Source organism: Delftia sp. WSY_12 (assembly GCF_043104645.1).
GTDB classification, from domain to species: domain Bacteria; phylum Pseudomonadota; class Gammaproteobacteria; order Burkholderiales; family Burkholderiaceae_C; genus Comamonas; species Comamonas tsuruhatensis.
Genome location: NZ_JBICKW010000003.1, coordinates 189,978 through 201,873 on the forward strand (window position 1 = coordinate 189,978; position 11,896 = coordinate 201,873).

The 11,896-nt window shown below is 64.9% G+C and carries 8 protein-coding genes and 1 CRISPR repeat array; of the genes, 3 read left to right on the forward strand and 5 right to left on the reverse strand.

The window, feature by feature from the left end:
• Positions 1-14: 14 nt before the first annotated feature.
• Positions 15-1,271, reverse strand: coding sequence for a CaiB/BaiF CoA transferase family protein (locus ACF8LI_RS01155; protein ID WP_392411728.1), 1,257 nt, complete (start codon positions 1,269-1,271; stop codon positions 15-17).
• A gap of 22 nt (positions 1,272-1,293) precedes the next feature.
• The gene (locus ACF8LI_RS01160) at positions 1,294-2,265 is read right to left on the reverse strand and encodes a Bug family tripartite tricarboxylate transporter substrate binding protein (RefSeq protein ID WP_392411731.1); all 972 of its coding nucleotides are present in this window, start codon (positions 2,263-2,265) and stop codon (positions 1,294-1,296) included.
• A gap of 118 nt (positions 2,266-2,383) precedes the next feature.
• Here ACF8LI_RS01160 and ACF8LI_RS01165 point away from each other — a divergent pair, with 118 nt between their 5' ends.
• Together ACF8LI_RS01165 and ACF8LI_RS01170 are read left to right on the forward strand one after the other, a co-directional pair.
• Positions 2,384-3,328: a LysR family transcriptional regulator gene (locus ACF8LI_RS01165; protein ID WP_034390154.1), complete on the forward strand. Its 945-nt coding sequence runs from the start codon at positions 2,384-2,386 to the stop codon at positions 3,326-3,328.
• 190 nt (positions 3,329-3,518) lie between these two features.
• The gene (locus ACF8LI_RS01170; RefSeq protein ID WP_392411733.1) at positions 3,519-4,277 is read left to right on the forward strand and encodes a sulfite exporter TauE/SafE family protein; all 759 of its coding nucleotides are present in this window, start codon (positions 3,519-3,521) and stop codon (positions 4,275-4,277) included.
• Positions 4,278-4,489: 212 nt separating this feature from the next.
• On the opposite strand, the gene ACF8LI_RS01175 is transcribed toward ACF8LI_RS01170, so the two are convergent.
• Entirely contained in the window at positions 4,490-4,972 is a 483-nt protein-coding gene (locus ACF8LI_RS01175; RefSeq protein ID WP_392411735.1) for a helix-turn-helix domain-containing protein, read from the reverse strand.
• A 162-nt stretch (positions 4,973-5,134) separates the two neighbouring features.
• Here ACF8LI_RS01175 and ACF8LI_RS01180 point away from each other — a divergent pair, with 162 nt between their 5' ends.
• Complete coding sequence (locus tag ACF8LI_RS01180) at positions 5,135-5,557, forward strand: hypothetical protein (RefSeq protein ID WP_373807528.1); 423 nt, start codon at positions 5,135-5,137, stop codon at positions 5,555-5,557.
• 194 nt (positions 5,558-5,751) lie between these two features.
• Positions 5,752-10,162: a CRISPR direct-repeat array (repeat unit 28 nt; unit sequence TTTCTGAGCTGCCTACGCGGCAGCGAAC).
• Between the two features lie 129 nt (positions 10,163-10,291).
• On the opposite strand, the gene cas6f is transcribed toward ACF8LI_RS01180, so the two are convergent.
• Positions 10,292-10,858, reverse strand: coding sequence for a type I-F CRISPR-associated endoribonuclease Cas6/Csy4 (gene cas6f, locus ACF8LI_RS01185; RefSeq protein ID WP_034366869.1), 567 nt, complete (start codon positions 10,856-10,858; stop codon positions 10,292-10,294).
• A gap of 5 nt (positions 10,859-10,863) precedes the next feature.
• Complete coding sequence (csy3, locus tag ACF8LI_RS01190; RefSeq protein WP_071954293.1) at positions 10,864-11,892, reverse strand: type I-F CRISPR-associated protein Csy3; 1,029 nt, start codon at positions 11,890-11,892, stop codon at positions 10,864-10,866.
• Positions 11,893-11,896: the final 4 nt, after the last annotated feature.

Here is an 11,896-nt window from a genome sequence, read left to right on the forward strand (position 1 = left end):
GAATCCAAAGGCAATCAGGACTGCGGCGCGCCCAGCACGCCGCTGCGGCACAGGCAGGCGATGGCCTCGTCCGCCATCCCCAGCTCCCGCAGCAGCGCAAGGTTGCCATCGCCCAGGACGGGGGCCGGCGCACCCGGCAGGGGCTCGGCATCCATCCACCGGAACCCCAGTCCCGGAGTGTCCACCGCAGCGCCGCCGGCGCCATAGCTCACAGGTGACACGGTGCCGGCAGCGCGGGCCTCGCCCAGGAACTCACCCAGGCGCCGCACCCTGGCGGCAGGCACGCCCACGGCGTTGAGCCGGGCTTCCATGTCCCGTGCGCTGCGTGCGGCGAAGGCCTCGGCCAGACATGCCTGCAGCCGCTGCAGCGCGGACGCATCGCGCGCGGCGACAAAGCCGCCCTCGGGCGCATTGAAGGCATCGAGGTCCAGCAGCGTGGCGTCCTCGCACAGGGCATCGAGCCCCAGCACGCTGGCGAGCCTGCGAAACTGCTGCGGCGTGTTGGCGGCCGTGGACAGCCAGCCGTCGGCGCACCGGTAGGTGTCGGCCGCCGGGCTCCCCGTATAGCCCCGGTTGCCCACGCGCCGCGGCTCCACGCCATGGGTGAGATAGGTACAGGCATGCGGGTACATCAGCATCAGCGAAGCCTGCAGCATGGAGGCATCGATGTGCTGGCTGCGCCGCTCGCCAGGCGCCCAGGCGTTGCGCTGGTGCAGGGCCGCCGTGACCGACAGCGCCCCCAGCATGCCCACCGCCACGTCGATCACGGGAAAGCCCACCTTCACGGGCGGCGCTTCCTCGTCGCCCCCCGCCATCATCATCATGCCCGTGAGCGCCTGCACCACATGGTCATAGGCGCCCCGCCCGGCCCACTCGCCCTGCTGGCCAAAGCCCGAGATGGAGCAGTACACCACGTCGGGACGCACCGCCCTGATGTCCTCGTAGCCCAGGCCGTGGCGCGCCACCACGCCGGGGCGGAAGTTCTCGATGAACACATCGGCCGTGCGCGCCAGGGCACGCACGATGTCCGCACCCTCGGGCTGGCGGATGTCCACCGCCAGCGAACGCTTTCCCGCATTGAGCGCCACGAAGCCTGAAGGCATGCCACCCCCGGGCTCGCCGGGCGCCCGGCTGTTGCGCATGACCTCGCCACGCGTGGGCTCGACCTTGATGACCTCGGCCCCGAGCTGGGCCAGGTAGTGCGAGGCCAGCGGCCCCGCGATCACATGCGACATGTCGATGACGCGCACTCCTTGCAGCGGCTTGTCCATACCCGTCTTGCCTTTCCCTGGTTCAACTGTTGGCGGTGATGCCGGCCAGCTCGATGATGGCGGCCCACTTGCGGTTCTCGCTGCGCACGAAATCGGCGAAGGCCTGCGGTGAAGCGCTGGCCGTGGCCTCGTTGCCGACAGCCTCGAACGAGGCGCGCAGCGCTGGCTGGGCGGCGGCCTGGCGCACGGCGGCGTGCAGGCGCTCGACCACGGCAGGGGGCGTCCTGGCCGGAGCCCACAGCCCGAACCAGGACTCCTGCACTGCCAGCTCGCTGCCCAGCACCTCCTGCAGCGTGGGCACCTCGGGCAGCTGCGCCAGGCGCTTGCGGCTGGTCACCGCCAGGGCCCGCAGCTTGCCGCCCTGCACCTGGGGGATGCCGGTGCCCGCCACCGGAAACGCATACTGCGTATCGCCGCGGATCAGCGATGCCGCAATCTCCACCGATCCCTTGAGCGGTATGTGCGTGACCTGCAGGCCCGCCAGCGAGGCCAGCGTGGCGCCCGCCAGATGGGCCGAAGTGCCTATGCCGCCCGAGCCGTAGTTGGCCTGCGCCGGCCGGGCCTTCAGCCCCGCGATCAGCTCCCGGGCCGTGCGCCAGGGCGCATCGGCACGCACCACCAGCACCGTGGGCGACGAGGCCAGATTGCTGACGGGCGTGAAGTCGCCGATGGGGTCGAAGCGCAGGCCCGGTTGCAGCAGCTTCTGGATCAGGTGGGTGTTGGAGCCCATCAGGCAGGTGTAGCCATCGGCGGGCTGCTGCGCCACATACTGCGCGGCCAGCACGCCGGCCGCGCCCACCTTGTTCTCGATCACGATGGACTGCCCCAGGATCTCCCCCAGCACCGGGCCGGCCTGGCGCAATTGCACATCAGGCCCCCCGCCCGCCGCATACGGGGAAATCACCCGCACCGGCCGGCTCGGAAAATCGCTGGCCCGCACCAGCGGAAGCGCGGCAGCCACCAGGCTGCCTGCCAGAAAGACGCGTCTGTCCATGGTCCTGTCTCCTTGTCGCTTGTCGTCGTGGGGTCACGATAGAACGGCAGGCCCATTTCCAATAGTGATATGTTTGGATGGATGGCAAACCTCCGGTAATCACTCCACCCCCGGGAACATGCACGACTTCGACCCGCAACGCCTGCTGTCGCGGCTGCGCTTCAAGCACCTGCAACTCCTGCTGGCCCTGCACCAGGGAGGCAGCCTGCGTGCCGCCGCCGGCCTCATGCATTTGACCCAGCCCGCGCTGAGCAAGGCCCTGGGCGAAATCGAGGCGGCCTTCGGCGTGACCCTGTTCCTGCGCAATGCGCGCGGGCTCGAACCCACGGCCCAGGGCGAGATCGCCATCCGCGGCGCGGCCATGCTGCTGGCCGAGCTGCGCCATCTGGGCAGCGAGACCGCCCAGCAGCCCGCCATCACCTTGCTGCGCATAGGCACCCCGCCCTTCGTAGCACAGGGTTACCTGCCCGGCGTACTGGCGGACCTGGCCGCACAGCAGCCCCATGTGCGGGTACAGCTCAAGGAAGAACGCGTGCCTCTGCTTGTGCAATGCCTGCTGGACGGCCAGCTCGATGCCCTCATCACCAGCTACCCCACCGAGCTGCCCGAGGCTGCAGGCCAGCCGCTGCGCTACGAAAAACTGTTCGACACCGGCTTCACCGTCATCGCCCCGCCGGACCACCCTGCAGGCCACGCGCGCAGCAACCGCTGGGAGGAGCTGGCGCGCCAGCGATGGATCCTGCCCACGCGCAGCTCCATGCTGCGCCGCATGATGGAAGAGGTGTTCCGCCGCGAAGGCGTGATCGCGCCCACGCCCGTCATCGAATCCACCAGCCCCTTCACCAACCTGCAACTGGTCCGGGCCGGCCTGGGGCTCAGCGCCGTGCCCGACTCCACGCTGCAGGCCTCGCCCCGGTCGCTGGGGGTGCGCAGGGTGCATGTCACACCCGCCATCTCCATGGGCCCCGTGGCGCTGATCTACCGCAGCGCCGTCGCCAACCCACGCGTTGCCCTGCTGCGCGCCACGCTGGGCCTGCCCGGCCCGGGGGTGGAGCCGCCCTAGTCGCCAGGCGGCCACCACGCCGGCGCGATCCTGTCCTTTTGCGCAAAGCAGCCCTGACCCCGCCGCCATGCCGGTGCGACAGCCCGCCCGATGGTCCGGCACTAAGATCGGCCTCGACCTATAACACCGGCCTGGCCGCGCAAGGCCACGGCGGCCTGCCGATGCCCGGCCCCAGGAGGAGACAACACCCATGTGGGACATCGCACTGCTCATGAGCGCAGCCTTCGTGGCCGGCGCGCTCAATGCCGTTGCAGGAGGCGGCAGCTTCCTCACCCTGCCCGCCCTGGTCTTCACCGGCGTGCCGCCCGTGGCCGCCAACGCCACTGGCACCGTCGCCCTGCTGCCCGGCTACATGGCCGGTGCCTGGGGCTTTCGCCAGGACATGGAGCCGCCGCCCGGCCTGGGCATGCGCGGCGTCATCGTGCTGTCACTCATCGGCGGCTCTCTGGGCGCGGCCCTGCTGCTGGTCACGCCCGACCACCTGTTCCGCAAGGTCGTCCCCTGGCTGCTGCTGGCCGCCACCGCCATGTTCGCCTTCGCGCCCCAGCTCAGGCGCATGGCATCACGCGGCAGCGCCGAGCATGCCGCCCATGCATCGCCCCTGAAGGCCGGCGCCGGCATGCTGGCCGTGGCCATCTACGGCGGCTACTTCAACGGCGGCCTGGGCATCCTGCTGCTGGCCCTGTTCGGCCTGCTGGGCCAGACCAGGCTGCATGCCATGAACGGCATGAAGAACCTGGTCTCCGCCTTGCTCACGGCCATTGCCGTCGCCATCTATGCGGCCGGTGGCGTCGTGCAGTGGGAGCAGGCCCTGGTCATGATGATTGCCGCCACCGCAGGCGGCTACGGCGGCGCCCGCCTGGCGCGCCGCATCCCGCCCGAATGGCTGCGCGCAGGCATCGTGCTGACGGGGCTGGCGATGGCGGGGGTGTTTTTCTGGCGGCAGTGAGGCGGGGCTGCAGCGTACAAGTGCATTGCAGGTAAACAGCAACTCACCCCAAGGCAAGCGCATCTGCCGCACAAGCCCTCGGGCCGGGTCAAGTGGAAGATTGCCGCCAAGCCAAAGAGGTCTCGGAATCAGCACCCACTCAGCAAAGCCTACGGCGGGGGACGAGGCGTCAGATGCGTTTCAGGCGAGGTGGCTCATCCTGGCACGCGCGGCTACTCGGGCACGGGGACCGCTGTTGAAAGTTCCTGATGCTCTGCGCCCTCGAGCGCAAGCTGGGTTCTTTGATGACGTCTCAGGAAATCCTCCAGATCAGCCGGCTGCCGCTCGAAGCGCTCCAGCATTTCCCGCATCAGCGCAACGCAGAGCACCTCGTAGGCCATTCCTGTACGTTGGGCAAACCGTTGCACAGCCGCATGGAGGGCATCCTCCACCTCAATCTCCACACGCTTGACCTGCACGGGTGGATATCCGGGCTCCCTGCCTGCGGTGTCATCCTGTCCAAACGCCAGCCATTCGAATCGGACCCCCAGTGCCTTGGCCAACTTGGCGACAACGGGAGGCCGTGGCGTAGTACGGCCTTGCTCGTACCGAGAGATCTGCGCAGCAGCTACTCCGCTGGACTCCGCCAAATCGGCCTGGCTCCAGCCATGACTTGAACGCGCCTTGATGAGCCGCTGAGCCAGTGCGTTGTTCATACGTCTTTCTTGTCGATAGTCCTGAAAAGTATTGACAAGTCATTTTTAGTATTGAAAATACTGTTCATGACTGTTTGATACCAATCTGGATGATGAGTGATTGTATGCCCCGCTCCAAGGCAGGGGTGTGCACGCCTTCGCCATCGCTCCGCGCCTTTTCACATGCAAGCCTCCCGTGAGAGCACAAAGGAACTCGATATGCATGCCACATCTGCCCATGCTCGCGGCACCTCTCAATGCCCCGATTCACAACAAATGATGGCGCTTGCCATCCGTTGTGCCGAGCACCGCCTGGAGGTCCTGATTGCTACCACCGACACGGATAACGTACGGGACGAAACCGATGTTGAAGTAGAACTGGTCGCAGAACTCGCCCTGCATCACATCCGGCGAATGAAGGACATGAAGCTCGGCTGTGCCAGCGAGTTCGACAGCGAGTGGTATCGGGCACGCTCTGCTGTTGCACTGGCAGTGCAAGCCTTCAGCCGGCCCGACTCTGTCTACGGCAAGCGCCTGTCGCTGGCCCTGAGGGTGTTCGATGAAGGTGCGAGTTTCGTGGAATTTGTGGAACAGGGAATGAAATGAGGGTTCAGAAGGTCTCGGATGCGGAAAAAGCTGCGGAAACAGCAGCGCGGCTCCATGGACTGGGCCGTACCGGGCAATGCAAGGCAAGATCCGACCGAGTACAGAGCGGCTTCTGCCACTCTAGGCAGAGAGCATTTTTGATGCAGCCCATACGCCGCGATCTACAAAAACTACTCGGTCGTCAAAGTTGAGGGATTCTGAGCTGCCTACGCGGCAGCGAACCCTGCCAAGCCGGCCTCCGATGTGCTGCAAATTTTCTGAGCTGCCTATGCGGCAGCGAACGGCATGTCGATGAGGGCCGTCCCATCGCTGTATTTCTGAGCTGCCTATGCGGCAGCGAACGGCTAGTAGCGCTCTGCCCCTGGATGGGATCATTTCTGAGCTGCCTATGCGGCAGCGAACGGCCCTGTCGTCAGCGTGGGCAGCATCGGCGTTTTCTGAGCTGCCTATGCGGCAGCGAACCAGATGGGCATCGAGATCGAAGGCGGGGGCATTTTCTGAGCTGCCTATGCGGCAGCGAACAGCTCGCGCCGGGCATCCATCGTTTGCTGGATTTTCTGAGCTGCCTATGCGGCAGCGAACTTTCAGCGTCGCTGTTGTTGGGATCGGGCATTTTTCTGAGCTGCCTATGCGGCAGCGAACGGCCGGGCGCACTGTCGCCCTGGCCACTGCATTTTCTGAGCTGCCTATGCGGCAGCGAACTCGATCATCGACTACCTCAAGCAGGCCGGACTTTTCTGAGCTGCCTATGCGGCAGCGAACATGGGGCTTCCTTCCAGAGGGGAACGTTCGCATTTCTGAGCTGCCTATGCGGCAGCGAACGACGGGCGACCCGGCCGGGTGCGGTAACACCATTTCTGAGCTGCCTATGCGGCAGCGAACCTCAAATGCGCTCCAGTGCTCCCAGCCGCACTTTTCTGAGCTGCCTATGCGGCAGCGAACGCTCTATGGGCCAGGGCGATGACGGCCTTGATTTTCTGAGCTGCCTACGCGGCAGCGAACGATGCCGCTGCTGACGCCATCCGGGCCATGAATTTCTGATCTGCCTACGCGGCAGCGAACTGCCCGTGCTCGTAGTAGCCAATGTTCCCCTGTTTCTGAGCTGCCTACGCGGCAGCGAACCAGCAGCATCGTCGCGTAGGTGTGCCGGGTCTTTTCTGAGCTGCCTACGCGGCAGCGAACGGTATGCTCCGCGCACTCTGTACAGGGTGGCGTTTCTGAGCTGCCTACGCGGCAGCGAACGTTCAGGGAGTGGGGCGCCATCAGCAGGGTCATTTCTGAGCTGCCTACGCGGCAGCGAACGCGGGCGTTCATGGCGTGCTCCCGGTGGCCTTTTTCTGAGCTGCCTACGCGGCAGCGAACATAGGTACGCATGGCGGTGGTGGCGTGTTGCATTTTCTGAGCTGCCTACGCGGCAGCGAACCCCGGCCCCTGCTATCGCACCTGAAACTGATTTTTCTGAGCTGCCTACGCGGCAGCGAACATTGGCGAGATCCGCGATGCAGACACCATGAATTTCTGAGCTGCCTACGCGGCAGCGAACGGCGCCAATGGTGAGGTAGCGGCTCTTTTCCATTTCTGAGCTGCCTACGCGGCAGCGAACCTGGAGTGGGGATTCATGATGGTGCCGTGGATTTTCTGAGCTGCCTACGCGGCAGCGAACGCAGCCACGGCCTCCGCAATGCAAGCCTCCAGTTTCTGAGCTGCCTACGCGGCAGCGAACGAACTGCGGCTCCCAGATCGGCGGCGCGCGCATTTCTGAGCTGCCTACGCGGCAGCGAACCCCACTCCTTTGTTGATCCACTCGGCCCGCTTTTTCTGAGCTGCCTACGCGGCAGCGAACTGGGCATCGAAGTCCATTTCGGAGAGCTGGTTTTTCTGAGCTGCCTACGCGGCAGCGAACTCACTCGCTTCGTCAGGGCGCCAGTTCCACCATTTCTGAGCTGCCTACGCGGCAGCGAACAAGTCAGCGAGTCCCAGGCCATTGCCGCGCTGTTTCTGAGCTGCCTACGCGGCAGCGAACTGCCCATGTGGCCGTCCGCAGCACGCGGGGACTTTCTGAGCTGCCTACGCGGCAGCGAACCCGGATTTGCCGGCAGGTCTGGCGATCCTGCATTTCTGAGCTGCCTACGCGGCAGCGAACCGGCTCATCAGCGGGTGCGCGTCAGCGTTGATTTTCTGAGCTGCCTACGCGGCAGCGAACGGCGCGCAGCAAGGCCACGATCTGGTCCAGCATTTCTGAGCTGCCTACGCGGCAGCGAACGTGCGCCAGTACACGCCCGTCCAGACGTACCATTTCTGAGCTGCCTACGCGGCAGCGAACGATAGGCGGGCGTGTTTCTTGGACATGGATTTTTTCTGAGCTGCCTACGCGGCAGCGAACACGACATAGGAGGCTCGGGAACGTTGTTGTTTTTTCTGAGCTGCCTACGCGGCAGCGAACGTGCATGGCGAGGCAGGCGCCATCGGGCAGCATTTCTGAGCTGCCTACGCGGCAGCGAACGGCCAGCAAAGACCGGACGGGCCTTTTCAGTCTTTCTGAGCTGCCTACGCGGCAGCGAACTTACCTGACTTCCTAACTTCAGCTGAAGTCCATTTCTGAGCTGCCTACGCGGCAGCGAACTCGCGTGCGTATGCGCATGGGCTTTCACTGGCTTTCTGAGCTGCCTACGCGGCAGCGAACTTTGCGTATTGCTGGGCTTGGGGCCGCAGGTTTTTCTGAGCTGCCTACGCGGCAGCGAACCATCAGGCGGCGCTGCGATGCCTGTTTGTCCTTTTCTGAGCTGCCTACGCGGCAGCGAACAGGTAGCTCTCCAGCACTCCCACTGCCACCGTTTTCTGAGCTGCCTACGCGGCAGCGAACGAGGCCGCCGCCAGCGAGCTGATACGACTGCATTTCTGAGCTGCCTACGCGGCAGCGAACTCCCTGGAAGCCAGCGACGACTCGCTGGTGAACTTTCTGAGCTGCCTACGCGGCAGCGAACCAAGCCCAGGCATCGCGTCTGGCTTTCGAGCATTTCTGAGCTGCCTACGCGGCAGCGAACCCCATTCGCAAGCGTCTTGGCCTCACCCAGCATTTCTGAGCTGCCTACGCGGCAGCGAACCTGGAGGCCTGGCGCGATGACCCGCCCGAGCTTTTCTGAGCTGCCTACGCGGCAGCGAACGGCCTTTTTCGTTTCTGGCCTGCGGGCCGCAATTTCTGAGCTGCCTACGCGGCAGCGAACTCACAGACCACGGCGATGTATTCCGCTGGTTCTTTCTGAGCTGCCTACGCGGCAGCGAACCTGCACGCCCTGGCCAAAGAGCGCGGCGTGAATTTCTGAGCTGCCTACGCGGCAGCGAACCGCCACCCTGCCCTGGCCGAGTTCCGGCTGATTTTCTGAGCTGCCTACGCGGCAGCGAACACATGGTCGATCAGGTACTGCGCGTCACGGTTTTTCTGAGCTGCCTACGCGGCAGCGAACCATAGCTGCGTACCTGATTCCGGGCACCGAGTTTTCTGAGCTGCCTACGCGGCAGCGAACCGCGGCGACTGATCGCCAAACCAGGGCCGGCATTTCTGAGCTGCCTACGCGGCAGCGAACTGGGGCTCCTGAGCTTCTGCCTGGCTGCAGCCTTTCTGAGCTGCCTACGCGGCAGCGAACCGCCTCGATATCCCGGCGATCCTTCTGGATCATTTCTGAGCTGCCTACGCGGCAGCGAACCGCTTCTGCATCAGCCTGAAGGTCCACCTGGATTTCTGAGCTGCCTACGCGGCAGCGAACTTGGGGAGCCGACCCCTCGCGCCAGCCATGACTTTCTGAGCTGCCTACGCGGCAGCGAACTGCGCATCGCCGCCATCACAGGCGCTCCCAATTTTCTGAGCTGCCTACGCGGCAGCGAACGTCCAGGTGCACCACGCGGCTGGCGCTGAAAATTTCTGAGCTGCCTACGCGGCAGCGAACGTTGGTGCGGCGGCGCGTCTCGTCCGCCAGTTTTTCTGAGCTGCCTACGCGGCAGCGAACTTCCCCGAGGCTCTGCAGGCCGCCATCGACATTTTCTGAGCTGCCTACGCGGCAGCGAACGATCGCGCGCTCGCCGAACTGCGCGTCGTCGTTTTCTGAGCTGCCTACGCGGCAGCGAACCCTCCTTTACTGCTTGGTGCGCCAGGCGTTGATTTCTGAGCTGCCTACGCGGCAGCGAACTCCGATGCGCTGGTCAACGAGCTGACGGAGCATTTCTGAGCTGCCTACGCGGCAGCGAACTCCGATGGGGTGACTATCAACACGGCCTCGCTTTTCTGAGCTGCCTACGCGGCAGCGAACGGCTTCATCGATGGCGAAGCAGGCGCGCGCAATTTCTGAGCTGCCTACGCGGCAGCGAACATACTGCAGGGCGCAGTACGCGGCATCGGGGATTTTCTGAGCTGCCTACGCGGCAGCGAACGCTTCAGGCCAGCGGGTTGCGTACATCTCGTATTTCTGAGCTGCCTACGCGGCAGCGAACACCATGGCCAACATGGCCTCCCTGGTCTTCGATTTCTGAGCTGCCTACGCGGCAGCGAACGCGTTGCCCAGTCCAGTGCTGATCTTCCTGGTTTTCTGAGCTGCCTACGCGGCAGCGAACTAGGCAAAAAATTCTCCAATCCATTGATTTTGAAAGAGCTTTCACCTCCAGCAGGCAAACACCCCAAATTCCGGGGTATCTGCCAAGCTGTTGATTTACAAGGCTGTCTTCAGGCCTCCAGAAAAAGGGTCAGAACCAGGGAACAGCAGTTCCCAGGCTCAGCCCGTAGGTGTTGAAGCCTTCCTGGCCCGCCGTTCCCTGCACCGCTTTCTGCTCCACGAACAGGCAAAACGGCTGGCCGGTGCTGGCGCTGCGCAGTTGAACGTAGGGCAGGTCCGGGGTGCGCTCCACGCTGTCGGGGATGGCGGCCGCGGCCTGTTCAGCGGTTTCTCCCTTGCGCCGCATGCGGCGGCGGCGCAGGCGGTCGGGGCTGGTCTTGAACTGCCGGCGCTGCACCAGGTAGGGCACGGCGCCCTCTGGCACCAAAGCTGGCGGCGTGCAGTGCACGTGATCGCGCATGCCCTGCAGCCAGGGCTGTTCCATCAGGCCGCGCAGCGCGGCTTCACTGCCATGCAGGCGCAGGATGGTGCCCAGAGTGCGTGGACGCAGGCTGTAGCCGGGAAAGCTGATGCCTATGTCCGCGCTGCCCAGTTGCACGAGCGCGCGGTGCAGCTTGGCGACCAGCGCGCCCAGCAGGTGGGCGTGGCTGAATTCCGGGTCTGGCAGCAGCGTGATGTCGATGTAGTGCGAGGTCATGGCCATCAGCTCGCATCGCCGAAGACACCACCGCGGATCAGCACGGCCATCACGAAGTGCTGCTGCTCGACGGGCGGCACCTTGTCCTTGAGCAGCCAGTCGTCCAGCAGGGTGTAGAAGTCCTGCTTTTGCTTGGGCTGGCGCCAGGCCTTGCCCTGGGTGGTGACGGAGCCGTAGGGCTCGACCGCGATGGGTCCCAGGTCCTGCGCGCCGTCGTACCAGGTGTCGATGGTGCGCAGGGCGTTGCCGATTTTCTGGGAGTGGATGGCGGCGACCTCCTGGCCTTTTTCACCGATCTGGTAGAGCGTCTTGCTCTTTTTGGTGCTGCCCTTGTCGAGGATCAGTTCCTGCGAGGGGAAGACTTCCTGGCCCGCGCCCAGGCGCACAAAGGCGGTGATCTGCAGCAGCACATGGGCCTTGCCCTCAAGCCCCTGCGCGATCACGCTGCCCAGCGCAGCCACTTTCTCGTCAGGCCGCTCCAGCGTGCGCAGGTTGTGGGCCAGCGCATCGAACGACCATGCCTGCCCGGCCTTGCCATCCTTGAGCTGCACCACCTGCACCTGCACGCTTTCCGCGCCCACGCGATTGCGCCACAGAAAGCGCCCGTTCGCCAGGTTGGCCGCATAGCGGTTGGCCAGTTCGGCAAAGCCCTGGGCCGAGGCATAGGTCTGGACGGTCTGCGCGAGCCTGGCCTGGTATTCGGCGCTGTTGCAGGCAGACGGCGTGCCCGCGCCAGACAGCACGCGCAGCGTGAACTGCACCTTGAGCGTGTCGGCATCGGCGGGCAGGGCTGCCACGTCCACGGTCTGCAGGTTGGGGTTCTCGATGGCGGCGTCGAGCTTGGCCGGGTCCTGGTCCTTGGTCTTGAGGCGGTTGGAGATGGTGCCGCGCACGGATTTCTCGCGCAGCTTGACGGAGGGCCAGGAGGCGGAGGCCGCCCGGTCATCCCAGTTGCCTGCGTGGAAGACAGCGTCGGAGGGGTCGAGCTTGCGTTCGAAGGCGAGGACGGATGCGGTCTTGAGGGTGCTGGACATGGTG